Annotated in this window: 24 protein-coding genes and 2 riboswitches; of the genes, 14 read left to right on the forward strand and 10 right to left on the reverse strand. The window is 71.7% G+C overall.

Annotated features, from left to right (window positions below):
- Nucleotides 1-8: 8 nt before the first annotated feature.
- From Q7L65_RS16470 to Q7L65_RS16500, 7 genes are all read left to right on the forward strand, one after another.
- Nucleotides 9-494, forward strand: coding sequence for a hypothetical protein (locus Q7L65_RS16470; RefSeq protein WP_304722648.1), 486 nt, complete (start codon nucleotides 9-11; stop codon nucleotides 492-494).
- Complete coding sequence (locus Q7L65_RS16475; protein WP_304722649.1) at nucleotides 491-1,501, forward strand: zinc-binding dehydrogenase; 1,011 nt, start codon at nucleotides 491-493, stop codon at nucleotides 1,499-1,501. Before Q7L65_RS16470 ends, Q7L65_RS16475 begins: the two co-directional genes overlap by 4 nt.
- A 24-nt stretch (nucleotides 1,502-1,525) precedes the next feature.
- The gene (locus Q7L65_RS16480) at nucleotides 1,526-2,677 is read left to right on the forward strand and encodes an LLM class flavin-dependent oxidoreductase (RefSeq protein WP_304722651.1); all 1,152 of its coding nucleotides are present in this window, start codon (nucleotides 1,526-1,528) and stop codon (nucleotides 2,675-2,677) included.
- 1 nt (nucleotide 2,678) lies between these two features.
- The gene (locus tag Q7L65_RS16485) at nucleotides 2,679-3,353 is read left to right on the forward strand and encodes an AzlC family ABC transporter permease (protein ID WP_304722653.1); all 675 of its coding nucleotides are present in this window, start codon (nucleotides 2,679-2,681) and stop codon (nucleotides 3,351-3,353) included.
- Nucleotides 3,350-3,655, forward strand: coding sequence for an AzlD domain-containing protein (locus Q7L65_RS16490; RefSeq protein WP_304722655.1), 306 nt, complete (start codon nucleotides 3,350-3,352; stop codon nucleotides 3,653-3,655). Before Q7L65_RS16485 ends, Q7L65_RS16490 begins: the two co-directional genes overlap by 4 nt.
- A 51-nt stretch (nucleotides 3,656-3,706) precedes the next feature.
- A riboswitch (cobalamin riboswitch) is annotated at nucleotides 3,707-3,889 on the forward strand.
- Between the two features lie 60 nt (nucleotides 3,890-3,949).
- On the forward strand, nucleotides 3,950-4,699 hold the full coding sequence (locus Q7L65_RS16495) for a GntR family transcriptional regulator (RefSeq protein ID WP_304722657.1): 750 nt from the start codon (nucleotides 3,950-3,952) through the stop codon (nucleotides 4,697-4,699).
- Nucleotides 4,700-4,754: 55 nt separating this feature from the next.
- Complete coding sequence (locus tag Q7L65_RS16500) at nucleotides 4,755-5,129, forward strand: riboflavin kinase (protein WP_304722659.1); 375 nt, start codon at nucleotides 4,755-4,757, stop codon at nucleotides 5,127-5,129.
- A gap of 22 nt (nucleotides 5,130-5,151) precedes the next feature.
- Here the strand turns inward: Q7L65_RS16500 and Q7L65_RS16505 are convergent, their stop codons facing one another.
- Complete coding sequence (locus tag Q7L65_RS16505) at nucleotides 5,152-5,823, reverse strand: anti-sigma factor (RefSeq protein ID WP_304722661.1); 672 nt, start codon at nucleotides 5,821-5,823, stop codon at nucleotides 5,152-5,154.
- Nucleotides 5,816-6,388 (reverse strand): RNA polymerase sigma factor, encoded by a 573-nt coding sequence (locus Q7L65_RS16510; protein WP_304722663.1) that lies wholly within the window; start codon nucleotides 6,386-6,388, stop codon nucleotides 5,816-5,818. The genes Q7L65_RS16505 and Q7L65_RS16510 overlap by 8 nt, the downstream gene beginning before the upstream one ends.
- Before the next feature lie 131 nt (nucleotides 6,389-6,519).
- On the opposite strand from Q7L65_RS16510, the gene Q7L65_RS16515 reads away from it, so the two are divergent.
- Nucleotides 6,520-8,724: a hypothetical protein gene (locus tag Q7L65_RS16515; RefSeq protein ID WP_304722665.1), complete on the forward strand. Its 2,205-nt coding sequence runs from the start codon at nucleotides 6,520-6,522 to the stop codon at nucleotides 8,722-8,724.
- Nucleotides 8,725-8,891: 167 nt separating this feature from the next.
- On the opposite strand, the gene Q7L65_RS16520 is transcribed toward Q7L65_RS16515, so the two are convergent.
- Genes Q7L65_RS16520 through Q7L65_RS16530 form a run of 3 tightly spaced genes read right to left on the reverse strand, consistent with a single transcriptional unit; the run spans nucleotide 8,892 to nucleotide 13,518 of the window.
- The gene (locus Q7L65_RS16520) at nucleotides 8,892-10,475 is read right to left on the reverse strand and encodes an SLC13 family permease (protein ID WP_304722667.1); all 1,584 of its coding nucleotides are present in this window, start codon (nucleotides 10,473-10,475) and stop codon (nucleotides 8,892-8,894) included.
- An 8-nt stretch (nucleotides 10,476-10,483) separates the two neighbouring features.
- On the reverse strand, nucleotides 10,484-12,157 hold the full coding sequence (locus Q7L65_RS16525) for an AbgT family transporter (RefSeq protein ID WP_304722669.1): 1,674 nt from the start codon (nucleotides 12,155-12,157) through the stop codon (nucleotides 10,484-10,486).
- Nucleotides 12,154-13,518, reverse strand: coding sequence for a M20/M25/M40 family metallo-hydrolase (locus tag Q7L65_RS16530; RefSeq protein WP_304722671.1), 1,365 nt, complete (start codon nucleotides 13,516-13,518; stop codon nucleotides 12,154-12,156). The genes Q7L65_RS16525 and Q7L65_RS16530 overlap by 4 nt, the downstream gene beginning before the upstream one ends.
- A gap of 318 nt (nucleotides 13,519-13,836) precedes the next feature.
- Here Q7L65_RS16530 and Q7L65_RS16535 point away from each other — a divergent pair, with 318 nt between their 5' ends.
- Nucleotides 13,837-13,992 carry a hypothetical protein gene (locus Q7L65_RS16535; protein WP_304722673.1) on the forward strand — a complete coding sequence of 52 codons (156 nt, stop codon included), beginning with the start codon at nucleotides 13,837-13,839 and terminating at the stop codon, nucleotides 13,990-13,992.
- Nucleotides 13,993-14,043: 51 nt separating this feature from the next.
- Here the strand turns inward: Q7L65_RS16535 and Q7L65_RS16540 are convergent, their stop codons facing one another.
- The 4 genes from Q7L65_RS16540 to Q7L65_RS16555 form a co-directional block, all read right to left on the reverse strand.
- Nucleotides 14,044-15,114, reverse strand: a complete 1,071-nt coding sequence (locus tag Q7L65_RS16540) for a DUF190 domain-containing protein (protein WP_304722675.1) — start codon at nucleotides 15,112-15,114, stop codon at nucleotides 14,044-14,046.
- Entirely contained in the window at nucleotides 15,111-15,476 is a 366-nt protein-coding gene (gene crcB / locus Q7L65_RS16545; RefSeq protein ID WP_304722677.1) for a fluoride efflux transporter CrcB, read from the reverse strand. The genes Q7L65_RS16540 and crcB (Q7L65_RS16545) overlap by 4 nt, the downstream gene beginning before the upstream one ends.
- Nucleotides 15,473-15,871 (reverse strand): fluoride efflux transporter CrcB, encoded by a 399-nt coding sequence (gene crcB, locus Q7L65_RS16550; protein ID WP_304722679.1) that lies wholly within the window; start codon nucleotides 15,869-15,871, stop codon nucleotides 15,473-15,475. The genes crcB (Q7L65_RS16545) and crcB (Q7L65_RS16550) overlap by 4 nt, the downstream gene beginning before the upstream one ends.
- 152 nt (nucleotides 15,872-16,023) lie before the next feature.
- A riboswitch (Fluoride riboswitch) is annotated at nucleotides 16,024-16,090 on the reverse strand.
- 154 nt (nucleotides 16,091-16,244) lie between these two features.
- Nucleotides 16,245-16,892, reverse strand: a complete 648-nt coding sequence (locus Q7L65_RS16555; RefSeq protein WP_304722681.1) for a TetR/AcrR family transcriptional regulator — start codon at nucleotides 16,890-16,892, stop codon at nucleotides 16,245-16,247.
- A gap of 131 nt (nucleotides 16,893-17,023) precedes the next feature.
- On the opposite strand from Q7L65_RS16555, the gene Q7L65_RS16560 reads away from it, so the two are divergent.
- Together Q7L65_RS16560 and Q7L65_RS16565 are read left to right on the forward strand one after the other, a co-directional pair.
- Nucleotides 17,024-17,770, forward strand: a complete 747-nt coding sequence (locus tag Q7L65_RS16560; protein WP_304722682.1) for an SDR family NAD(P)-dependent oxidoreductase — start codon at nucleotides 17,024-17,026, stop codon at nucleotides 17,768-17,770.
- Nucleotides 17,771-17,813: 43 nt separating this feature from the next.
- Nucleotides 17,814-18,551 carry an SDR family NAD(P)-dependent oxidoreductase gene (locus Q7L65_RS16565; protein WP_304722684.1) on the forward strand — a complete coding sequence of 246 codons (738 nt, stop codon included), beginning with the start codon at nucleotides 17,814-17,816 and terminating at the stop codon, nucleotides 18,549-18,551.
- 65 nt (nucleotides 18,552-18,616) lie between these two features.
- Here the strand turns inward: Q7L65_RS16565 and Q7L65_RS16570 are convergent, their stop codons facing one another.
- On the reverse strand, nucleotides 18,617-20,110 hold the full coding sequence (locus Q7L65_RS16570) for an MFS transporter (protein WP_304722686.1): 1,494 nt from the start codon (nucleotides 20,108-20,110) through the stop codon (nucleotides 18,617-18,619).
- Nucleotides 20,111-20,373: 263 nt separating this feature from the next.
- On the opposite strand from Q7L65_RS16570, the gene Q7L65_RS16575 reads away from it, so the two are divergent.
- The 3 genes from Q7L65_RS16575 to Q7L65_RS16585 all read left to right on the forward strand — a co-directional run bounded on the left by Q7L65_RS16575 (nucleotide 20,374) and on the right by Q7L65_RS16585 (nucleotide 23,204).
- On the forward strand, nucleotides 20,374-20,670 hold the full coding sequence (locus Q7L65_RS16575) for a helix-turn-helix transcriptional regulator (RefSeq protein ID WP_304722687.1): 297 nt from the start codon (nucleotides 20,374-20,376) through the stop codon (nucleotides 20,668-20,670).
- A gap of 322 nt (nucleotides 20,671-20,992) precedes the next feature.
- Nucleotides 20,993-22,078, forward strand: coding sequence for an LLM class flavin-dependent oxidoreductase (locus Q7L65_RS16580; RefSeq protein ID WP_304722688.1), 1,086 nt, complete (start codon nucleotides 20,993-20,995; stop codon nucleotides 22,076-22,078).
- 67 nt (nucleotides 22,079-22,145) lie between these two features.
- Nucleotides 22,146-23,204, forward strand: coding sequence for an ABC transporter substrate-binding protein (locus Q7L65_RS16585; RefSeq protein ID WP_304722690.1), 1,059 nt, complete (start codon nucleotides 22,146-22,148; stop codon nucleotides 23,202-23,204).
- The last annotated feature ends 30 nt before the right edge of the window (nucleotides 23,205-23,234 follow it).

The raw sequence follows: 23,234 nt of genomic DNA on the forward strand, positions 1-23,234 counted from the left end.
TGGCCGTCATGCTGAAGCCCGCCGACGCGCAGGCTGTGCCGATCGCCCTGGAGCGCTTCGTCGCCGGCACCGCGGACGCGGAGATCGGGCGACACGCTGTCGGGGCGTGGCACGCGCTCGCGCCGAGCGCGGCGCGCCACGCGCCCGGGAGCCCGGCCGGCGCGGTGACGCTGCCCGATGCCGCGCGGCTGCTGGCGGATGTCAGCTCGTCGTTGGCGGCGCTCGTGGGCGATGCCTGGCTGGTGCAGCGAGTCCACGACGTCAAGTTCCCGCGCGGGATCGGCGAGCCGCGCGAGGTGCGCCTGGAACTGCGCGTGATCAACCGAACGGCCGACGCAGGAGGCGTCAACGTGCGCCTCTACCTGAAGGATCGCGAGGATCGCACCTGCCTGCGCCTCGGCGCTGAGCTGATCGCGGCAACGGCGACGACGGGTGAGGGCTCCACGACGACCCGGGCCGCTCAGCCGGCGAACACGAGGAGAGGGAGCGCATGAGAGCTGTCGCGATCGGGGCCGATCGAGGCCTGGAGCTGATCGATGCGCCGCAGGCGCCCGTGATGGCCGGCGAGGTGCGCCTCGACGTCGCCTACTGCGGCATCTGCGGCTCCGACCTGCACATGCTCGACATGCCGGGGGTGCCGGCGGGGCTCGTGCTCGGGCACGAGCTCGCCGGCAGCGTCAGCGAGGTGGGGGAGGCGGTCGCGGGCTGGTCGGTAGGCGACCGTGTCACCGTGCTCCCGATCGTGCCGTGCGGGGAGTGCTACGCCTGCCGCGGTGGCCACGACCATCTGTGCGAGAACGGCCTCTCGCGCGGCCCCGGGCTCGGCCGGGCCGGTGGATACGCCGAGACGGTGGTCGTGCCGGCCGGCATGCTGCGCCGGCTCCCGGACGGCGTAAGCGAAGCGCACGGCGCGCTGACGGAGCCGCTGGCCGTGGCGATTCGCGCAATCGCGCTCGCCGAGCCGTCGCAGGAGACGGGCGTGTGGGTCATCGGTGCCGGTCCGATCGGCGTCATGACGGCGGCCGGGCTGCGCGCGCGGGGCGTGCGGCGCGTCGTGGTCGTGGAGGTGAATCCCGCTCGCCGCGAGATGGTCGAGCGGCTGGGCTTCTCGACGGCCGCACCCGGCGCGGCGGCGGCCTCCGCCGAAGAGCTGTTCGGCGCGGCCGCCGCGACGGTCGCGATCGACTGCAGCGGCCATCCGAGCGGCACCCCGCTCGCCGTCGGCCTGCTGCCGCCCGCGGGGCGGTTGGTCGTGGTCGGGATCCCAGGCGAGCCCGCGCCGCTGGACCTGACGGCGGTCGCGATGAAGGAGCTGTCGATCCGCGGCTCGCTCGCGTACTCCACACGCGACTTCGCCGAAGCGCTCGATCACATCGCCGCGGGACGGATTCCCTGCGAGCAGATCGTCACGGCCGTTGCCGGCCTCGACGAGGCGCCGCGCTGGTTCGACGACCTGCGCAGCGGCGCCACTCCGCATCTGAAGGTCTTGCTGCGCCCCTGAACCACCACCAACGAGGAGACGACGATGAAGGTCGGTCTTTCGCTCTACATTCAGAATTATCCCGACTGGGATCGATTCAACGCACTCGAGCGCGGCGAAGACGTACCGCCGCTGGAGCCCAACACCGATGCGCAGGTGTGGGCCGAGGAGCTTGAGACGGTGCTCATGATCGAGGAGCTCGGGTTCGACTCGCTGTGGACGGTCGAGCACCATGTCAGCCCCTACACGATGGTTACGAACCCGATTCAGGCGCTCACGTTCGTCGCGGGCGTGACGAAGCGGATCGACGTCGGGACGATGGTGGTGATCCTGCCGTGGCACGACCCGCTGCGGGTCGCCGAGGAGATGACGATGCTGCAGTACGTGCTGCGCGGGCGGACGCCGTACATCGGCGTCGGTCGCGGGCTCGGCCGTCGCGAGTTCAAAGCGCTCGGCATCGACCAGAACGAGTCGCGCGGCCTCTTCAAGGAGAGCGTCGACGTGATCAAGCTGGCGCTCACCGAGGAGAAGTTCTCCTATGAGGGCGAGCATCACCGCTACGAGGACACGACGATGCGTCCCCGTCCGCGCGATCCGGAGGCGCTGCTCGACGCGCTGTGCTTCTCGTGGGGCAGCCCCAGCTCCGCGCCCGTCGGCGCCAGCCTCGGGCTGCGGCCGCTGATCATTCCGCAGAAGGCCCTGACGGACTACCACGACGAGCTCGCAGCGTTCGGCGCGGCCCGCGGCGAAGCGGGCTTTGCGCCCGCGCGTCCGCGACTGCACCTGCACATGTATTGCCACGAGGACGCCGGCAAGGCCGAGGCGGCGGCGCGGCGATATGTGCCGGAGTACGTCGACTCGGCTTCGCGCAACTACGAGCTGAGCGGCAGCCACTTCGGGAGACTGAAGGGCTACGAGCACTACAAGGAGGCGGCCGCGACACCGCTGGAGACGATGAGCGAGGCGTGGATCAGCAACTCGATCTGGGGCACGCCCGACCAGTGCGTCGAGAAGCTCCGCCGGCTCTGCGACGCGTTTCATCCGGAGGAGTTCATGCTGACCGGGCGCTATGGCGCGATGACGCACAAGGAGTCGCTCGACAGCCTCGAGCTGTTCTCGCGCGAGGTGCTCCCGGCGGTGCAGGCGATTCCGCTGGAGGAGCCGATCGCCTACGAGGCGCCCGCCTCGACGGCCTGAGTTGGCCGCGACGCAACCGTCGATCGACGGCGTCGGCGCGGGAGTCCGCGCCGGCGCGCCGCTCGCCGTGCCGATGCTGTTGATCGGGACCTCCTTCGGAATCGAGGCGGTCACGCGCGGGTGGGGCGTCGTGACGCCGATCGCGATGTCGATGCTGACGTTCTCGGGCGCCGCGCAGATCGCGGTGCTGGGCGTCTTGGCGGCGGGCGGCGACGTGGTCGCGGCGCTCGCCGCGGGCATCCTCGTCAATCTGCGCTTCCTCCCGGTCGGTATCGCGATCGGTCCGTCGATCGGCGGCGGGATCGTGCGGCGGGCGTTGACGGGCCAGGCGATCGTCGACGCCTCGTTGACGATGGCGCGGCTGGCCGAGGGGCGCTACGGCGCGCGGCGCCTGATCGGCTCGACGGCGCCGCAGTGGCTCGGCTGGCAGGCCGGCACGATCGTCGGCGTCGTGATCGGCTCGCAGCTGGGCGACCCCGGGCGCTACGGTGTCGACGCGCTCTTCCCCGCCTTCTTCCTCGTGTTGCTGCTGAGAGAGCTGGGCGAGCGGCGCGCGCGTGTCACCGCCGCCGCCGCGGCGTCGATCGCAGTGGTGCTGCTTCCCGTCGCGCCTGCGGGCGTACCGGTGATCGCTGCTTGCCTCGCCGCATTCGCCGGGTGGCGCTCATCGACATGAGCGCCACCTTCCTGGCGGCTGCGGGGCTCGCGCTCGCGACGTTCGCGATCCGCGCCGCCGGTCCGGTCGGCCTCGGGGGCAGGACGCTGCCGCCATGGCTGACGCGCACCTTGGCCGGGCTGCCCGCCGCGTTGCTGGCCGCGCTGGTCGTGACGGGCACGTTCGAGCGCGGCGGCACGATCGCGCTCGACGCGCGGGTCGCCGGCCTCGGCGTCGCGGCGCTCGCGACGGCGCTCGGGGCGAGGATGGTGACCGCCGTCCTGTTGGCGGCCGCAGCGGTCAGCCTGGTCCGACTCGCATGAGCGCCGCTGCGCACGCGAGTCGATCGCTGGATGCGCGCGGCGAACCGCGCTACGATCGACCGTGGAGTCGGTCTCCTCGCATGTCGAGGTCAGGGAATCCGGTCGAAGTCCGGAGCTGGCGCGCAGCGGTGGGGACGCGATACACGGCCGACATGCCACTGGGATCAGAGCTCCTGGGAAGGCGAGCCGAGGTGCGTCTGAGCCCGAAGACCTGCCGACTCCTCCGCCCGCAACGGGCGGAACCGATCATCACGGCCTCGCGCACAGGCTGTCGGGCTGGAGGGAGCAGGACAGATGGAACCAGCGAGAGACGCTGGGGCGCACGAAGCGTCCATGCCGTTCGAGCGGGCGCGGGCGTTCGCCTACGTCGTCGAGGCGATCGAGCGTGCGATTCGCGCCGGCCAGATCGAGATCGGCGGGCGCCTCCCGGGCGAGCGCACCCTCGCCGAGCGGCTGCAGGTCAGCCGGGCGACGGTGCGCGAGGGGTTGCGCGCGCTCGAGCTGTTCGGGCTTGTCAGCGCCCGGCGGGGATCGGGGCGCGACAGCGGCTCGCACCTCGTCGCAGCGACCCACGAAGGGCTGCAGAACGCGTGGCGGCTGCATGCGCTCGCGACCGGCGTCAGAACGAGCGATCTGCTGCACCCGCTCGCCCTGGTGCAGCAGCAGGTCGCCACCGAGCTTGCGCGCACGCACCAGGCGGCGATGGTGGCCCGGTTGCGGATTGCCAACGCCGAGCTTGGCCGCGCCCGCGGCTGGACCGCACTGCTCGACGCAGACGCCGCTGTTCACGCGCTGGCGGCTCAGTTCGTTGCCGACCAGCTGGCTTCCGGCGCCGCTGCGCTGCTCGCCGCCGCGGCGCCGGATCTGCTGGAGCTGCTGCGCCCGCTGGGTGTCGAGGAGGCAACCGCACGCCTGGTCTGCGAGCACACGCAGCTGATCGACACGATCGAACGCGGGGACGTTGCGATGGCAGGGATGCTGGCGTACTCGCACGCGTTGCGCGAGCTGCAGAGGCCGGCTCGCGTCGCTGCGCTCGCGGCCTGACAGGAGCCGCGTCATCCAGGCGTGATGGGGTTCCCCGACGACGAGGAGACGACGGATGACCAGATTGGAGGGGATCGTCGTGCAAGGCGAGCGTCGGGGACGGACGATCGGCTTCCCGACCGCCAACATCGACCTGCCGCCGGACTCGCCGATCCCCGCGCACGGCGTCTACGCCGGGCTGCTGGACGGCCGGCCCGCGGCCGTCAGCATCGGCACGCGGCCGACCTTCAGATCGCGCCTCGGGGTGCTGATCGAGGCGCACGTCCTCGACTTCCACGGCAGCTTGTACGGGCAACGCGTGGTGCTCGAGCTGCTGACGCGGCTGCGCGACGAGCAGCGGTTCGAGACGGCCGACGAGCTCGTGGCACAGATCAGGCGAGACGTAGCGGCGACACGTGCGGTGTGCGCCAGATGCGCTGAGCGCCACTGAGTCCAGGGGATCACTCGGTGGGTCAGTCGACCCGCGCGCGCATCACCTCGGGCCCGGTGGCGGCGGGGTTGCCGTCGCTGGGCTCGGCGGTGATCTCGACGGTGGGGTAGAGGGCGGGGTCGGCGGCGGCTTTGAGCTGGACGTCGGAGCGGCCGGTTCTGTCGGGGTGGAAGGTGCCGGCTGAGATCCGGTTCGGTCTGGCGGGGGTGTCGCCGGGGCCGACGAACCAGACCTCGTAGTAGTCACCTCTGGGCAGCAGCGGCAGCTCGTCGGTGCGGAGGTCGACGGTGCGGCCGATGCCGATCGCGCGGATCTCCAGGGTTCCGGCGTCGCCGCCGTCGGGCAGCTGGATCGCGCCTGCGTACTCGACGACGCCCGCCGGGGCGGCGCTGTCGCTGCCGTCGATCGCCTCGCCGACGAGCACCCCGCCGATCGCCAGCGCAACGGCCGCGAGCGCCGCGCCGAGCGCGAGCCGCGGGCGCGTCAGCCAGCCCGGGACGACGAGGCGGTGCCGACGCGCAGCGGACGTCGGCGCGGTCGACGCGCCGCCGTCGTCGCCGGCGGTGTCGGCGTTGAGGGCGGCGACGGCGCGGCGGAACGCGGCCAGCCGTTGCGGGTCGGGCTGGGCCTGCGGATCCTCGTCGGCGCGCAGGGCGTCGGCAAGCTCGTCGAGGAGGCGGTCGTCGTCAGGCATGCTCGCTCTCCCGCAGCTTCGCACGCAGCCGGTCGAGCGCACGTGTCTGGGCCATCCGCACCGCTCCCGGTCTGCGGCCGACGACGGTCGCGACCTCCTCGGCGCTGAGCTCGCCGACGACGCGCAGCTCCAGCAGCTCGCGATCGCTGTCGCTGAGCCTTGCGAAGGCGCGCCGCAGCAGGCCGTGGCGCTCGGCGCGCAGCGCCGTCTCTGCCGGCCCGCCTTCGGGTGGCGCGGCGCGCTCGGGCACCTCGGCGACGGGCCGGGCACGTCGGTCGGCGCGGTGGTGCTCGAGCACGACGAGCCGCAGGATCCCGAACAGCCACGCTTCGAAGCCGCCGTCGCGCCAGCGGAAGCGGTCGATCCGTTCGAGCGCACGGGTCATCGTCTCCAGCACCGCGTCCTCGGGGGAGGCGTCGCCGGCGAGCCGGCGACGGGCATAGGCGAGCAGCCGCGGATACGCGCGCCGGTAGAGCAGCTCCCATGCGGCTTCGTCGCCGGCGCGGGCGCGTTCGACGAGGTCGCGGACGTGTGGGTCGTCATGTCGGGCGTCGGTCGATGGCACTCGTAGATGAGGCAACGCCCGCAAGCGTCACGCGGATCAACGCGCCGACGACGGGCTGTGACGTTCTGCCCGCTCGTCGCATGAGAGAGCAGTCAGGGATGTTCCGATCCCCTCCCAGGAGGCTCCGTCACATGCACCGCTCACTGCTGGTCCTGCTGTCCGCGCTGGCGGCCGCGCTCGCCGCGGCGCTGCTGCCCTCGCTCGCCTCCGGTGCGAGCCGCTTCGCAGTCGAGACGACCGCCGACACGCTCGACAGAAGACCCGGTGACGGCCGCTGCGCCGACAGCGGCGGTCGCTGCTCGCTGCGCGCCGCGATCATGGAGGGCAACGCGAGCAGAGACGGCGCCCGCATCGCGCTCAGAGCCCGTCGCTACAAGCTCACGAGCGCCGGCGCCGGCGAGGACGGCGCCCGCAGCGGCGACCTCGACGTCACCGGCACGATCACGATCGTCGGCCGCGGCGCGCTGATCGACGCCGCCAGACTCGACCGCGCCTTCGACGTCGCGCCCGGGGCGCGGTTGACGATCGGCAGAGCGCGGATCGCCAACGGCGCTCCGCCGGCCGGCCAGAGCGGCGGCGCGATCGAGAGCGAGGGCCGCGTCGAGCTCAAGGGCGTGCGCGTGCTGAAGAACGCCGTCCAGGGCGACGGCGCCTCCGGCGGCGGTCTCCTCAACAGCAGAGGCACGCTGATCCTGCGCGACACGCAGGTCAACCGCAACAGCGCCCCGCGCGCCGGCGGCGGCGTCGAGGCCGTCGAGGGCACCACGCTGCTGCGCAGAGCGTCGCTGCTCCTCAATGTCACGGCCGGCGGCCCGGGCAACGGCGGCGGGCTCCACCTCACCGGCAGAGGCGTCGTGGACGTGCGCGACTCGCTGATCGACCGCAACAGCGCCACGGCCGAGGGCGGCGGACTGTGGAACTCCTCCAGCGGCGCGATGAGCGTCGCCGACACGACGATCACCAGCAACGTCGCCAGCGGCGCCGACGCCGACCAAGGCGGCGGCGGGATCTTCAACGACGGCGGCCGACTGCGCATCGACCGCGGCACGCTCGCCCGCAACCAGGCGACCGGCACGGCCGGCTCCGGCGGCGGCCTGCTGAACAACCTCGGCACTGTCCTGATCGACAGCACCGACGTCAACACCAACAGCGCCAGCCGCGCAGGCGGCGGCATCGAGGCCAACGCCGGCTCCACGAGCGTCCTCGGCGCGAAGCTGACCGGCAACGCGACCGGCACGGCCCCGGGCAACGGCGGCGGCCTGCACCTGACCGGCGCCGGCGAGGTCGAGGTCTCCCGAACCACCGTCAGCGGCAACAGCGCCTCCGCCGAGGGCGGCGGCTTGTGGAACTCCGCCGCCGGCGCGATGCGCGTGCTCGACACGACCGTCAGCGGCAACAGAGCAGACGGCGCCGCGGCCGACCAGGGCGGCGGCGGCCTCTTCAACGACGGCGGCCGGCTGATCGTCGAGCGCGGCACCGTCGCCGACAACCGCGCCCTCGGCGCGGCCGGCTCCGGCGGCGGGATCCTCAACGACAGAGGCATGCTCGCGATCAGCGGCACGATGATCCGCGCCAACAGCGCCACCCGCGCCGGCGGCGGCGTCGAAGCCAACCTCGGCAGCACGACGCTCGACTGGACGACGCTCGAGGCGAACGCCACCGGCGCAGCGCCCGGCAACGGCGGCGGCCTGCACCTCACCGGAGCAGGAACCGTCGCCGTCCGCGACGGGCAGGTCGCGCGCAACAGCGCCGCTGCGGAGGGCGGCGGCCTGTGGAACTCCGCCGCCGGCACGATGACGGTCGCGCGCACGACCTTCGTCGCGAACCTCGCCGCCGGCGCCGGTGCCGACCAGGGCGGTGGCGCGCTCTTCAACGACGGCGGCAGACTGACCGTCGAAGGCGGCACGATCGCCGAGAACCGAGCCGACGGCGCGGCCGGTTCCGGCGGCGCGATCCTCAACGACAGAGGCACGTTGACGGTCAGCGGCAGCGAGATCCGCGCCAACGCCGCCAAGCGCGCCGGCGGCGGGATCGAGACCAACCTCGGCACCGTCGCCCTCACGGACGTGACACTCGCCGCCAACGGAGCCGGCGCCGCGCCTGGCAACGGCGGCGGCTTCCACACCACCGGCGCGGGCACCGTCACGATCGCCGGCGGCAGCGTCACCGCCAACACCGCTGCCAACGAAGGCGGCGGACTGTGGAACTCGGCGACCGGCACGATGACGGTCACCGGCACCGCGATCTCCGGCAACACGGCGCCGAGAGGAGCCGACACCTTCAACCAGCCGCCCGGCGGCACCTTCACGATCGACGGCGTGCCCGTCCCCGCGTAGCGCGACGAACGGCCGGGACCGCGCCAGACGCGGTCCCGGCCGGCGCTAAGCGGGTACGTCGGCTGCTCCCGACGGTCGGGACGTCCATCCGTTCGAGCCGCCTGCGAAAGTCAGATCGAACGTACGCGCCCGTGCCGAGGTCGATCGCCTGCTGTGGCGGCGGCTGCTCAGAACGACCAGATCTGCGGCACGAGGAAGACGGCAACGACGAAGAAGAGGCCGAGGAACGGCAGCCCGAAGCGCCAGTAGTCGCCGAAGCGGTAGCCACCGGGTTCCAGCACCATCATGTTGCCGGGGGTGGAGATCGGCGTCAGGAAGGACGCGGCGCAGGCGATCGCGACGCTCATCAGGACTGGTCGGGGAGAGAGGTTCAGGTCGGCTGCCGCCGACAGCGCAACGGGGATCAGGACCAGCGCGGTCGCCGTGTTGCTGACTGCGATCCCGAAGGCGGCGGCGACGACGAACAGCGCGGCCAGCAGCAGGTAGGGGCTGGAGCCGCCGACGGCGTCAGTCAAGACACTCGCGATTCTGTCGGCTGCGCCGGTACTCGAGATCGCCTCGGAGACGGGGATCAGCCCGGCGATCAGGATCACCGTCGGCCACGCGACGGCACGGTATGCCTGCTCGCCGCTGAGCGTGCCGAGCAGCACGAGCGCCATCGCCGCGAGCAGGCCGGCGACGACGGCCGGGACCACCCCGGTCGCGAGCGCCGCGACGAACGCGACGCCGACGACGAGCGTGCGCCGCGCTCCCGGCCCGAGCGCGATCAGCTGCCGGCGGACCGCCGCGGGCGCGTCGACGACGAGCACCTCGTCGCCGTCGAGGCGCTCGTCGAGCGCGCGCCAGGAGCCCTCGAGCAGCAGCACGTCGCCGGCCGCGAGCACCAGCCGCTCAGACTCCGGCGCCTCTCCGTTGCGCTGGACCGACAGGATGACGAGGTCGCCGCTGTCGGTCGTCATGCCGGCGAACACGGACTCCCCGACCAGCGGCGAGCGCGGGGGGATCACCACCTCGGCGACGCCGACCTGACGGGTGAAGAGCGCCTCCGGCACCTCGTGGCCGGACGCGTTCGCCGTGATCCCGTACTGCACGACGAGCGTCTGCGCGTGGCTGCTGAGGTCGGGCGCCATCGCGCGTGCACGGCGGTCGGGCAGCATCCGCCTGCCCAGCAGCAGCGCGAGGCCGACGCTCCCGATCGCGAGCGGCAGGCCGACGACGGCGAACTCGAAGAAGCCGAACCGCCCTGTGCCGGCCCCGTCGGATGCCTCGGAGACGAGGATGTTGACCGGCGAGCCCGTCAGCACGAGCAGCGAGCCAGCGTGCGCGCTGAAGGCGAGCGGCATCAGCAGCTTCGAGGGCGAGCGACCGATCCGGGTTGCGACGACGACCATCATCGGCACGAGTGCGGCGACCGCGCCGTTGGGCGTGATCAGCGCGGCGAGCACCGCGCTCAGCCCCAGCACGAGCGCGACGAGCCGGTTCGCGTCACCGGCTGCCGCGGCGACCAGGCGCTGTCCCGCCCATGCCGTGACGCCGGTCGCGTCGAGCGCTTCGCTGACGACGAACAGCGAGGCGATGAAGAGCACCGTCGGCGAGCCGAAGCCCGCCAGCGACTCGTCGAGCGTGATCACCCCCGCGGCATGGAGCGAGAGGGCGGCGCCGAGCGCGACGACTGCGACGGGCAGGCGGTTCCAGACGAACAGCGCCACGGCCGCCGCCAGGATCAGCAGCGTGACCGTGGCATCGTCCATGTGCGGGATCAGCGGACCGGCCAGCCGGGGCCGAGCGGGATCCCGATCAGGTACCAGGCGACGAAGAACAGCGTCCAGGCGATCGTGAGCACGACGGTGTAGGGGAGCATCAGCGCGATCACGGTGCCGATTCCCGCGTCTCTCTGGTACCGCTTCGCGAAGACGACCATCAGGGCGAAGTACGGCATCAGCGGGGTCAGCACGTTGGTCGGCGAGTCGCCGACGCGGTAGGCCGCCAGCACCGTCTGCGGCTCGATCCCGAGCCGCAGCATCAGCGGCACGAAGATCGGTGCGAGGATCGCCCACTTGGCGATCTTGGCGGGGATCAGGAAGTTGACGACGATCGTCACGACGATCACGCCGAGCAGCAGCCAGATGTCGCCGAGGTCGAGCTCTTCGAGGATGTCGCCGAGCCAGACGGCCGCAACCTGGGCCATGTTGCTGTAGTCGAAGTAGGCGATGAACTGGGCGATCAGCATGAAGAGGAAGAGCAAGCTCGCAAGGCTCGCCCACGATCTCGTGATCATCCCGAGCACGTCGTCGCTTCTTCTGACTGTTCCGACCGCCCGTCCGTAGGCGATTCCCGCGGCGAGAAAGGCGAGCGAGATCATCACGATCAGGCTGCTCATGAACGGCGAGTCGCCGATGATGTCGCCGGTCTCGGGGTTGCGCAGCGGCGCCCCCGGCGGCAGCGTCAGCAGCGCGATGACGGCGAGCACGCCGAGCACCGCCAGGCCCGCCCAGCGCAGCCCCTTCGCCTCCAGCGCCGCGTCGACCGTCACGCCCTCCTCGCGCGCCAGTTCCTCCTCGTCGGCGAGGCTGCGATCCCATCTGCCCAGCCGCGGCTCGACGATCTTGGTCGTCACGAGCGCGATCACGATCGTCAGGAAGATCGTGCAACCGATGCCGAAGAAGAGGTTGGAGACGAGGTCGATTCTCGTCGTCGGATCGACCAGCGCGGCCGCCTCGTTGGTGATGTCGGTGATGACGGCGTCGGCCGGGACGATCAGGATGTTGACCCCGAACGCCGCGCTGACCGCGCCGAAGCCGGCCGCGATCCCCGCGAGCGGATTGCGCCCGACGCTGAGGAACGCGGTCGCGGCGAGCGGGATCAGGACGAGGTAGCCGGCGTCGGCGGCGATGCTGGAGATGATCCCGACGAAGACGATGATGAAGGTCAGAGACGCCGCTGTAGAGATCGCGACGAGCTTGCGGATCAGCCCGCCGACGAGCCCCGACAGCTCGGCGACGCCGACGCCGACCATCGCCACGAGGATCACGCCGATCGCGGTGAAGCCGAGGAAGTTGGGGACGAACGAGGTGAACATGAAGCGGATGCCGTCGCCGGTCAACAAGCCTCTGATCGAGAAGGTCTCGCGTACGACCGCGTAGTGCTCCGGGGCGTTGTCGTAGGGCAGCGCGCTGACGCCGTCGGGGCGGGCCTCGACCGCTCTGCTGCCGACGTCGACAACCTCGCTGGTGATGCTGACGCCGATCCAGTCGAGGATCTGCGAGAGCACGATCACGCCGATGCAGAGCCCGAGGAAGAGGATCGCCGGGTTCGGGACCTTGTTGCCGTTGCGCTCGATCCACGCGAGCGCGCGCTGCGTGAAGCCGCCCCCGCCGTCACCCTCGCCGAAGCCGCCCGTGCCGTCGACGTGACCGCTGGCCGTGGCGCTCATCGGCCCGCGCTCCGGTCGGCCGAGAACGCGCTCGCGTAGCGGCCGAGGAAGTCCGCCTCCGCGATCGTCGCGCGTTCGAACTCCGACAGCAGCAGCCGCTCGTCGGGGCCGTGGATGTTCGCGAAGCCGTCGGTCGTGCCGACCAGCAGCGCCTCAGCCCGCGGGAGCGCTCGCGCGAGCGCGCTCACGATCGGGATCGAGCCGCCGCTGCCGGCGAGCAGGACGTCGGCGCCCCACGCCTGCGACCACGCCTCGCGGGCCGCCGCGTAGGCCGGTCCGTCGGTCGCGGCGGCGAAGCCGTTGCCTGTCGCGCCGGGCTGCACGTCGAGCTCGATGCCGAACGGCCGCTGCGCGCGCAGGTGGTCGATCACGGCCCTCTGCGCCTCGACCGCGTCCTGCTCGGGGTGGACGCGCACGTTGAGCAGTGCGCGAGCGTACGGCGAGACGGCGTTGACGGCGCCGTCGACCGAGGGCGCGTCGATACCGGTGACGGTGATCGCCGGCCCCGACCAGACACGCGACCCGAGCCCGCCGGTGCCGATCAGCGGCATCCCGTCCACGATCGTCCCCAGCTCGCGGAAGTCGGCCTCCGGCTGCGCTGGGCCTTCCCATTCGTTGCGCCGCAGGCCGGCGACGGCGACGTCGCCCGCGGCGTCGTGCAGGGACGCGAGCGCCTGCAGCAGCGCCAGCAGCGCGTCGGGGGCGGCGCCGCCGTAGAGGCCGCTGTGCTTGCCCGACTCGAGCGTGCGCGTCTGCACCGTCACGTTCGCCATCCCGCGCAGCGCCGTCGTCAGCGTCGGCAGGCCGGGCCGGATGCTGCCCATGTCGCCGATCACCATCGCGTCGGCCTGGAAGCGGGCGGGATCGGTCTGCGGGTAGCTCGTCAGCGCGCCGCTGCCGATCTCCTCGTAGCCCTCGATGCAGAGCTTGATCCCCACGGGCGGCCGGCCGCCCCACGCGCGCAGCGCCCCGACGTGGGCGATCACGTTGGACTTCGTGTCGGCGACGCCGCGACCGACGAGCGCGCCGTCGCGCTCGGTCGGTTCGAACGGCGGCGAGGTCCACTGCGCCTCGTCGCCGACCGGCACGACGTCGTAGTGGCTGTAGAGCAGGACCGTCGGCGCGCCTTCAGGCGCCGCGATCTCGCCCGTCAGCACCGGCGCGGTGCCCGGCAGGTCGAGGCGCTCGACCGCGACGCCGGCGTCGGCGAACAGCTGCGAGACCAGCTCGAAGGCATCGAGCAGCGGACGGTCGATCCGCCCCGGGACCGACACCGACGGGATCCGCACCAGCCGTTCGAGGTCACTGCGCAGCCCCGGCATCAAGCTGCGAACCCGGCCTGCGACGTCGCGAGCGTCCATTTCCCATCCCCAGATCCGTATCGGCGCGCCACGTCGAACCGCGGGCTTGAGCGTGTGCCACGGTAGTGGACCGGAGGATGGCCGGTCAAGCGGCCGCCCCGTGCTGCTCGCGGGCTGCCGACCACCGCATCCGTGTCCGGCCCCGGACGTGCCATGGCGCGAGCTGCACCTGGCCGCGCGAACCGAGTTCGACGGCGTCGCGGTCGAGATTCACATGCGATGACCCGACACATCGCGCGCATCGAATCGGGCTTCGGCGAGCACGCTCGAGAGACAGAGCGCGGCCATGCCGGCCGCGATTGCGAGAGAGGAGCGACGATGATCCTGCTGGGACTGATCCTGTTGCTGGTCGGGCTGCTGGTCAGCAGCAGCATCCTGTGGACGATCGGCATCGTGCTCGTGCTGATCGGCATCGTGTTGTGGATCCTTGGCGCGACCGGCCGCGCCGTCGGCGGTCGCGAGCGGTGGTATTGAGCAGCACCGGGGCGCAGGTCGGTCCTCCGGTCGTCGCGGGCGCCTCTGGGGCTATGGCTCGGCCAGGCCCAGTCCGCCGAGCGAGCGGTCGCCGTCGCCCGTGCGGAGGGCCGGGACGAGCTCGCTCGTGACGAGGCCGGTCTGGTCGGTGAGCTCGTCGACGAGCTCGAACGCTCTGCGGATGCGTGCGGGGCGGTCGACGACGATCGTGACGATCGGGACGCGGCGCCTGATCGACAGGACGGTGTCGCCGTGGGGTGCATGGTCGCCGTGGTAGCCCCAGATGCCCCGCGCCGCCGTCGCTCCGGTCAGTCCGGCCTCGCGCAGGCGCCGGACGAGCTGGACGTGCAGCGGTCCGTCGTCGTGGCGGGACTGCTCGCCGGCGTAGACCGTCAGCTTCTGCCAGACGTTGAGACCGCCGGCGTCCCTGCCGGCGACCTCCGGCAGGCCGGCGAGGCGGCGACCGTCGCGCTTGCAGACGCGGACGCGCTCGATCGCGAACAGCGGTCTGTCCAGCGTGGCGGCCAGCTCGGGCAGCGCGGCGGCGATCGTGGTACCGGAGCCGATCGCGACGACCATCAGCGGAACCTCGGCGTTGCGTGCGAAGAAGGCGGCGCGGCGGCGCAGGCCGTGCGTCGTGCCGTCGACGCCGAGCAGGACCGTCGCGCCGGCGACGCCGTGTCGTCGCAGCAGGTCGACGATCGTCACGAACGCCGGCCTCCCGGCGGCGCGCTCGCGGCGTCCGATCCAAATCGTCAGCTTGGTCTCGTCGTGCAGTCGCTCGGGCAGCCTGATCGGCTCGATCGCGCCGGTCAGCAGGCGCGCGCGCTCCAGCGTCACGAGGCCGTGCTCGGTCATGCTCGCCAGCTCTGGCACGGCAGCCTCGATCCGGGGTCGGGTGTCGACGGCGATCGTGACGATCGGAAGGTCCTCGGAGAGCGTCAGCAGCCGCTGCGTGCGGAGGTGGTGCCTGAGGCCGAAGCCCTCGGTGCCGCGCAGCATGATGCTGGTCTGGAACCGGTGGCGGGCGTAGAGGTCGATCAGCGCGTCGGCGAGGAACTCGCCGTCGATTCGCCGGCGCTCGCTGGTGTAGGTCGTGAGCTTGAGGCAGTCGACGTTCACAGCAGACCTCCGATCGCGTTGCCGAGCTCCGCCGCGGCGAGCCCGACGGCGAGGCTGCCGAGCACGTTGGCCGCGGCCCAGCGCAGCTGGCCGTCCTCGGCGAGCAGGAACGTCTCCAACATCCACGTCGAGAAGGTCGTGTAGGAGCCGATCGTCGCGGTGCCGGCCAGGACGTACGCGTCACCGCCGACGGCGGCGCCGACCAACAGGCCGAGCACCAGCGCGCCGCCGACGTTGACGACGAAGGTGCCCCACGGCAGGCGCCCGGCGATCCGCGTGCTGACGAGCGAGTCGACCGCGAAGCGGGCGAGCGCGCCGAACGCGCCCAGCGCGCCGACCGCGCACCACACGGCGACGCTCATGCCAGCGCCCGCACGCGCCGCACCAGCTTCGCGGAGGCCGACATCGCCACCAGCCCGGCGACGACGCTCGCCGATGCGTAGGCGGCGGCCAGCCCGAGCGCGCCGGCGTCGAGCATCCGCATGAGCTCGACCTGCATCGTCGAGAAGGTCGTCAGCCCGCCGCAGAACCCGGTGCCCAGCAGCGGCCGGCGGTAGGTCGACAGCGGCAGCCGCTCCTGCAGCCGGACCACGAGATAGCCCAGCAGGAACGCGCCGACGACGTTGACCGCGAACGTCGCCCAGGGCCACTCCGACGGCGAGTGCGGCACGAGCTCGGCCAGCGCGGTGCGGGCGAGCGTGCCGACGAGCCCGCCGGCCGCGATCGCCGCCAGCTGGCGGCGATCAAGACGCTGCATCGAGCGCGCGGCGACGGACCGATCGCGGTCCGACAGGCGTCGCGACCGTCTCGTCGTGGTCACCGCGCCCCTCCGCTCGACAGGCCGGCGGCCGGCGATTCGGTGCGGCGATGAGCGATCGACTGCATGCAGGCCTCCACGACGTCGGGTGACGGGTCGTAGAAGCCATCAGCGGCCCGGAGCCGCGGTTATCGAGCGGGCCTCATCGCTCTGCGACGCTCACGCGCCACCGCATCGAAGCATCGCACAAGCGCCCGCGCGCCGTCCAGCCTCGTGCGCGTCGGCCGCAGTCGGGCCGACGCGATGCTCGACACGGGACTGCGTTCTGCACCGACCGCCCGTGTCGCCAGGCGGCGACCGCATCGTCGGCGGGCTAGCGGGTGGTCGCCGCGACCGCGGCGACCGCCGGGCCGATGAGGGCCATCAGCTCGTCGCGGGTCGTGCCCGCTCCGGCTTGGACGGCGAGGCCCTGCGCGAGGGTCGCGAAGTACCGCGCCAACGTCGTCGGGTCGGCGCCGGCGGGAAGCAGGCCGGCGGCGCGGAGCTGCGCGAAGCGCGTCTCGAGCGCCGCTTGGGTGGCGCGGCGCTGGGCGGCGAGCAGGTCGGTGACGTCGTGGTCGCCGTGGCGACAGGCGAGCGCCCCCTGGATGGTGAGGCAGCCGGCGGGGTGGTCTGGCTGGGTGGCGCCTTCGATGACGCCGGTCAGGAAGGCGCGGACGACGGTCTCGAGGTCGGGATGCGCGAGTGCGCTCTCGACGATGTGGCGGTAGGTCTCTGCGTAGCGCTGCGCGGCGCGTTCGAAGAGCTGCTGTTTGCTCCCGAATGCGGCGTAGAGGCTGGGCGGGTTGATGCCCATCGCGTCCGTGAGGTCGGCGACGGTGGTGGCGGCGTAGCCCTGTCGCCAGAACAGTTCGACGGCTTGGTCGAGCGCTGCCTCGCTGTCGAAGGAGCGCGGCCGGCCGCGGCCGCGGCGCTCGGCGCCGGGCTGGAGGCCGGGCGCTGTGTCGGCGAACTCGGACATCGGATCCCTGCCCTGAGAGTAGCGCGCGCTACAGAATCGCGGCTCTGCGCCGCGGAAATATGTAGCGCTTGCTAAGTTTCGCTCTCGCACTCTGTAGTGCGCGCTATGAAAATCTCTGAAAGGCGTGAGGCATGAGGCTCGACGGCAAGGTCGCGGTCATCACCGGCGGCAGCAGCGGCATCGGGCTGGCGACGGCCAAGCAGTTCGTGCAGCAAGGCGCGTACGTCTTCATCACCGGCCGCCGCGAGGGCGAGTTGGAGAGGGCGAGGGCCGAGATCGGTGACAACGTCACCGCGGTGCAGGGAGACCTGGCGAGCCTGGACGACCTCGACCGGCTCTACTCCGTCGTGCGGGAGGTCAAGGGCGGGCTGGACATCATCGTCTCGAGCGCGGGCTTCGTGCAGCCGATTCCGTTCGAGCAGGTCGACCCGGAGCACTTCGACCAGACGTTCGCGGTGAACGCCCGCGGCACGTACTTCCTCGTCCAGAAGGCGCTGCCGCTCCTGCGGGACGGCGGCTCGGTCGTGCTCATCTCGTCCACCGCGCACCTGATCGGAGTTCCGGTCTACACGACCTACTCGGCCAGCAAGGCCGCGATGCGCTCCTACGCGCGCACCATCTCCGCGAGCCTCATCGAGCGCAGGATCCGCGTCAACACCGTCAGCCCCGGGCCCGTCGAGACGCCGATCATCGACGTGCAGTTCCCCGACCGGGAGACCGCGGACCACGTGCGCGTCGACATGGCCGCCAGGGTCCCGATGGGCCGCCTCGGACGCCCCGAAGAGCTCGCCAGCGCGGTGGTCTTCCTCGCGTCCGACGAGGCGAGCTACATCACCGGCGCCGACCTGCCGGTCGACGGCGGCCAGAGCCAGCTCTAGGCAGACATATGTCCATGCATCGAACCATGCGAGGGAGCGACACGTGACACGCCCGACCGAAGATCTCTCAGGCAAGGCCGCGCTCGTCACCGGGGCGACGTCCGGTATCGGAGCGGCGGCCGCGATCGCCCTGGCGGCGGCGGGGGCGGACGTGATCGTCGTGGGCCGTGATCGCCGGCGCGGGGACGAGGTGCTCGATCGGATCGCTGCGACTGGTGGCACGGCGCGGTTCATCGCTGCCGACCTGGCCGATCTGGGCAGCCTTCAAGGCCTCGTCGACGCCGCGGGCGACGTGGACGTGCTCGTCAACAACGCGGGGCTGTCGATCTGGGGCGCCACGGGGGAGTTCGCGATCGACGACCTGGACGCGTTGCTGGCGCTCAACGTCCGGGCTCCGTTCTTCCTGGTGCGCGCGTTCGCCGGCGCGATGGCGCAGAAGGGCGAGGGGAGCATCGTCAACGTCAGCAGCATGGCGGCCAGCGTCGGACTGGTGGGCGCCGCTGCCTACGGAGCCACCAAGGCGGCGCTCGACGCGCTCACGCGCTCGTGGGCGACCGAGTACGCGCCGTCGGGCGTCCGCATCAACAGCGTGGCACCCGGCCCGACCTACTCGAACGCGGGTCCGCGCGAGGTGTTCGACGCGATCGGTGCGACGGTGCCGCTCAACCGGGTCGCGGAGCCGGCGGAGATCGCCGAGATCATCGTCTTCCTGGCCTCCGCGCGTGCCAGCTACGCCACGGGCGGGACGTTTGCCGTCGACGGCGGGCGAACCGCGGCGTGAGCCAGCCGTCCGCGTTCGCATCCGGGGTGGTCGTGCGGCCGGCCGCGGCCGGCGTGCGGACGCGGTCACGGTGTCCGCTCCTGGCGCTGGAGGAGCGTGGCGCTGTCGGGTTCGTAGGCGATCGTCTCGGCCAGGGCCGGATCGTCGTGCAGCGCCCGGACCTCCCGCTCCAAGGTGCCGTCGTCGGTGCCGGGCGTGCTGTGGCGCGGGATGACGGTGAGGGCGACGACGACCGTGACCGCGACGAGCGCGGCGAGCACCGCGAAGGCGCGGGCGTAGCCGCTGGTGAGCGCGACGCCGATCGGCGAGTCGTCGAGCGCGCGCGTGCGGGCGCTGGCGATGCTGACCATCGCGGCAAGGCCGACCGCGCCGCCGATCTGCTGGGTGGTGTTGAGGATGCCGGCGGCGAGGCCGGAGTTCTCGGCGCCGACAGAGCTGGTGCCGGCCAGCGTGATCGGTGAGTAGGCCATGCTGATGCCGAGCATCGTCAGCGCCGCGGGGACGCCGACGTGCAGCGCGTAGGAGTCGTCGGCGCTCAGGCGCGAGAGGGCGACCAGGCCGACCACCGAGACGAGCGGGCCGACGATGAGCAGCGTGCGCACGCCGACGCGACCGACCAGCCGCGCGGAGATCTGCGAGCCGGTGATCCAGGCCAGCGGCATCGGCAGGAAGGCCAGGCCGGTCTCCAGCGGGCTGTAGCCGTGCACGTCCTGGAGGTATTGCGAGAGGTAGAACATCGTGGTGTAGACCGCGGGCGAGACGAGGACCATCGCGACGTTCGCGCCGGTCAGGCTGCGCGAGCGCAGGAGGCCCAGCGGCATGAGCGGCGCCCGGTGGCGACTCTCCGTGGCGACGAACAGCGCCAGCAGGACGACGCCGGCGATCAGCGAACCGGTGACGCGGACCGAGCCCCAGTCGTGATCGCTGGTCGAGACGACGCCGAAGGCGATCGCCGTCACGCCGAGGGTGACGGTGACCGCGCCGGCCCAGTCGACCGCGGTGCGCTCGCGCGCCTTGTCGCCGGCGGGCACGAAGACCCGGGCGAGGACGATCAGCGCCACGCCGATCGGGACGTTGACGAAGAAGATCCAACGCCACGACAGCAGGTCGGTGAGCACGCCGCCGAGGAGCACGCCGGTGGCGCCGCCGGCGCCGGAGACCGACGCCCAGATCCCGAGCGCGCGGATCCGCTCCGCCTGCTCGGTGTAGGTCGTCATGAGGATGCTCATGATCGCCGGCACCATCGCGGCGGCCCCGAGCCCCTGAATCGCGCGGGCGCCAATCAGCTCGCCGCTGCCTTGGGACAAGCCGCCGAGCAGCGACATGAGGCTGAAGAGGCCGAGGCCGACGAGGTACATGCGGCGCCGTCCCCAGAGGTCGGCGATGCGGCCGCCGAGCATCAGGAAGCCCGCGAAGGCCAAGACGTAGGCGTTGACGACCCACGTCAGCGAGGCGTTGGACAGGCCGAGGTCGTGCTGGATGTCGGGGAGGGCGACGTTCACGATCGTCGTGTCGACGATGACCATGAACTGCGCCGCGCACATGAGGGCGAGGATCACGCCGTGGTGCGTGCGAGCGGGTGCGGGCGTTCGATTCCGTGGGAGCGGAGGCATCGTGGCCTTTCTGCGGGCGGACCAGCCGTCAGCGGCCGCCCTCGATCAAATAGACACTTAGACAAGTATCTCATTAACGGCGAGCCGTCAAGACCGCGCGCAGTCGCTTCGACTGCTGTATAAGTCTCTAACCATGGGGACGACGGCTTCTCGGTCTGCAGCGCGGCGCGGTCCGGCATCGCAGCGATGTCGGCAGGGCGGTCGGTGAGATGGCGAAGCGCGCCACGGCGGTGGAGCTCTCCGATCGGCAGTTCGCGCAGATCGGCCGCGCTCTGGCCGAGCCGCGGCGGTTCACGATGCTCGAGCAGATCGGCGGGTCGACGGAGCCGTTCCCGTGCAGCGTGCTCAACGGCCTTCACGACGTCAGCGGCGCAACGCTCTCGCACCACCTCAAGGAGCTGGAGGCCGCCGGGCTGATCGACATGATCCGCGACGGCAAGTTCAAGAGCATGATCCTGCGCCGCGACGTCCTGCGGGCGTACCTGGACCGGCTGGGCAGCATCTAGCGCCGTTGACCGCGGGCCGTCGCGGGCGGCGTCGACGCGCTGGGCGCTCGGTCGCCGTTGCGGTGCACCATTGCACCCTTCGCGTGTCAATAGCGCGGACGCGTCTGTACCTGAGAGCCGTCCCCATTTCTCGACCAATACGGTCGACTTTGTTGTAACGTCGTGAATTCGCAGGGCATGTCGTCTGACCGACACGCGACGCCCTCGCCGCGACATCGCGTCGCAGCACGTTCAGGCCACGACAGAGAAGGAAGCTGCCCATGTCCGCTCCGACGGTCCCGCATCTCCGCGCGCCGAGCCGCGCTCGCACCGCTTCGTCCTCGTGACGCTCGTCAGCGACGACACGGCCGGGCGCGACGTCGGCCCGCGCATCGGCGTCTGGGCGCTGGAGGAGGGTGCGTTCGGGTCCCCGCATCACCCGGACGATCCGCACGACGCGAGCTGGGAGCGCATCAAGGGGCAGGTGCTGCTGGCGGAGGAGCTGGGGTTCGACTCGACGCTGATCGCCCAGCTCTTCATCAGCCCGTGGGGCGAGGAGTACGACCAGGGCGAGGCATGGTCGCTGGCAGCTGCGCTGGCAGCGCTGACCGAGCGGATCGAGATCATCGCGGCGATCAAGCCGTACGCATATCCGCCCGCGATCGCGGCGAAGATGGCGCTGCAGATCGAGGAGATCAGCAAGGGCCGCTTCGCGATCAACTTCGTCAACGGCTGGTTCGTGCTGGAGGCCAGACGACTCGGCCTGCAGTTCTACGAGCACGACGAGCGCTACGACTACGGGCGCGAGTGGATCACGATCGTGCGCGAGCTGCTCGCCGGCCGCCCGTCCACGTTCGACGGCCGTTGGTTCAGAACCGACGGATACGTGCCGCGACCGGCGTCGAGATGGCGCGAGCGCCCGCGCATCTATGCCGGTGGCGAGTCGCCGCCGGCGCGCGCGCTGGTCGCCGACACCGTTGACACCTGGTTCATGAACGGCCAGCCGATCGAGCGTGTCGCGCAATTGATCGAGGACGTCCGTGCGCGTCCGCGCGTCGGCCCGCCGGTGACCTTCGGCCTGTCCGCCTTCGTGATCGCGCGCGAGACGGACGAGGAGGCCGACGAGGCGCACCGGGAGGCGTGGGAGATCGGCAAGAGCGACGCGGCCGAGCAGGCGTGGCTGGCCGCCCAGGTCGACCCGAGAGTGCAGATGTTCCAGACCTACGCCAGATATCCGCACATCGGGAGCAACGGCGGCACGGCCGCGGGCCTGGTCGGCAGTTACGACACCGTCGCCGAGCGGATCCGCGCCTTTCACGAGCTTGGGATCGAGCTGTTCATGCTCCAGTTCCAGCCGTTCGAGGACGAGATGCGCCGCTTCGCCGAGCACGTCATGCCGCGCGTGCGCGCGACGTCCGTCTCCGCCTGAGCGCCCGCGGCAACCGACGCCACGGCTTCAAGCGACTCACCGCTTCTGTCACGAGGAAGGACCAGACATGCCTGAAGAGACCACCATCTGGTACACCCGCTGCCCTGTCCCAAGCGCCACCGGCATGGCGATTCAGCGGGGGCTGATCGACGACGAGTTCGCGCCCGACGGCATCGTCGTGCGCTCGCTCGCCTCCTCTCCCGACGCGGCGGTGCGCAGCGCTCACTACATGCAGGCGGCGACCGACCTGTTCCGCCAGGGCGGCAACACGCCGCCGCTGATCGCCGCCTCCAAGGGCGTCGACCACCGCTTCCTCGGTCTCTCTTGGACATACACCAGCCAGCCGGTGCTCGTGCTGCCCGAGTCCGACGTCCGGACCGCCGCAGACCTGCGCGGCAAGCGCCTGTCGGTCCCGCGTCGACCCAACGACAAGGTCGACTTCTGGTACGGCACGACCCTGCGCACCTACAAGGAGGTGCTCGCCAGCGCCGGCCTCACGCTCGACGACGTCGAGCTCGTCGAGGTCGACGTACAGCGCACCGCGCTCGAGGACGCCAAGCCCAACCCGGGACAGCGTGGCGCGCTGTGGGGCGCCTGGGCCAATGCGGGCCACCAACGCGACGAGGCGCTGGCGTTGGCGCGCGGCGAGGTCGACGCGATCGCCAGCGAGGCTGCGATCGGCGCCAGCGTCACCGCGACCCTGCGGCTGCGGGCGATCGCGAACGCCGGCGGCTTCGAGCGGCCGTACAACAACCTCGTGCCGGTCGTGATGTCGGTCAGCGGCCCGCTGCTCGACCGCCGGCCGGACCTCGTCGAGCGGTTCCTCGTGCGTGTTCTGGAGACGGCCGAGTGGGCGGCCGAGCACGAGTCCGAGGCCAAGCGCATGATCGCCGGCGAGTCGGGCATCGCGGAGGAGTTCGTCGACGCTGCATGGGGCGCCGACGTCCACACGCAGCTCGACCTGCGACTCGACGAGTGGGGGCTGGCGGCGCTGCGCTCGCAGGCAGAGCATCTGCTTGCGATCGGCTTCCTCGACAGACCGGTCGACGTCGACGCGTTGATCGATCCCGCGCCGCTGGCCGCCGCGCGCATTCGCCTGGACGAACGCCGCGCAGTCTCGGCCTGACCCCGCACGACGCCCGCTTCCCCGGTCCCC

It is taken from the genome of Conexibacter sp. CPCC 206217 (assembly GCF_030646165.1).
GTDB lineage: Bacteria > Actinomycetota > Thermoleophilia > Solirubrobacterales > Solirubrobacteraceae > Conexibacter.

Bases quoted from the DNA above. Each gene is read 5' to 3' on its own strand.
- Q7L65_RS16470 (WP_304722648.1), top strand. From the start codon at position 9: ATGCTGAAGCCCGCCGACGCGCAGGCTGTGCCGATCGCCCTGGAGCGC.
- Q7L65_RS16475 (WP_304722649.1), top strand. From the start codon at position 491: ATGAGAGCTGTCGCGATCGGGGCCGATCGAGGCCTGGAGCTGATCGAT.
- Q7L65_RS16480 (WP_304722651.1), top strand. From the start codon at position 1,526: ATGAAGGTCGGTCTTTCGCTCTACATTCAGAATTATCCCGACTGGGAT.
- Q7L65_RS16490 (WP_304722655.1), top strand. From the start codon at position 3,350: ATGAGCGCCACCTTCCTGGCGGCTGCGGGGCTCGCGCTCGCGACGTTC.
- Q7L65_RS16495 (WP_304722657.1), top strand. From the start codon at position 3,950: ATGGAACCAGCGAGAGACGCTGGGGCGCACGAAGCGTCCATGCCGTTC.
- Q7L65_RS16500 (WP_304722659.1), top strand. From the start codon at position 4,755: ATGACCAGATTGGAGGGGATCGTCGTGCAAGGCGAGCGTCGGGGACGG.
- Q7L65_RS16505 (WP_304722661.1), bottom strand. From the start codon at position 5,823: ATGCCTGACGACGACCGCCTCCTCGACGAGCTTGCCGACGCCCTGCGC.
- Q7L65_RS16515 (WP_304722665.1), top strand. From the start codon at position 6,520: ATGCACCGCTCACTGCTGGTCCTGCTGTCCGCGCTGGCGGCCGCGCTC.
- Q7L65_RS16520 (WP_304722667.1), bottom strand. From the start codon at position 10,475: ATGGACGATGCCACGGTCACGCTGCTGATCCTGGCGGCGGCCGTGGCG.
- Q7L65_RS16525 (WP_304722669.1), bottom strand. From the start codon at position 12,157: ATGAGCGCCACGGCCAGCGGTCACGTCGACGGCACGGGCGGCTTCGGC.
- Q7L65_RS16530 (WP_304722671.1), bottom strand. From the start codon at position 13,518: ATGGACGCTCGCGACGTCGCAGGCCGGGTTCGCAGCTTGATGCCGGGG.
- Q7L65_RS16535 (WP_304722673.1), top strand. From the start codon at position 13,837: ATGATCCTGCTGGGACTGATCCTGTTGCTGGTCGGGCTGCTGGTCAGC.
- crcB (WP_304722677.1), bottom strand. From the start codon at position 15,476: ATGAGCGTCGCCGTGTGGTGCGCGGTCGGCGCGCTGGGCGCGTTCGGC.
- crcB (WP_304722679.1), bottom strand. From the start codon at position 15,871: ATGCAGCGTCTTGATCGCCGCCAGCTGGCGGCGATCGCGGCCGGCGGG.
- Q7L65_RS16555 (WP_304722681.1), bottom strand. From the start codon at position 16,892: ATGTCCGAGTTCGCCGACACAGCGCCCGGCCTCCAGCCCGGCGCCGAG.
- Q7L65_RS16560 (WP_304722682.1), top strand. From the start codon at position 17,024: ATGAGGCTCGACGGCAAGGTCGCGGTCATCACCGGCGGCAGCAGCGGC.
- Q7L65_RS16575 (WP_304722687.1), top strand. From the start codon at position 20,374: ATGGCGAAGCGCGCCACGGCGGTGGAGCTCTCCGATCGGCAGTTCGCG.
- Q7L65_RS16585 (WP_304722690.1), top strand. From the start codon at position 22,146: ATGCCTGAAGAGACCACCATCTGGTACACCCGCTGCCCTGTCCCAAGC.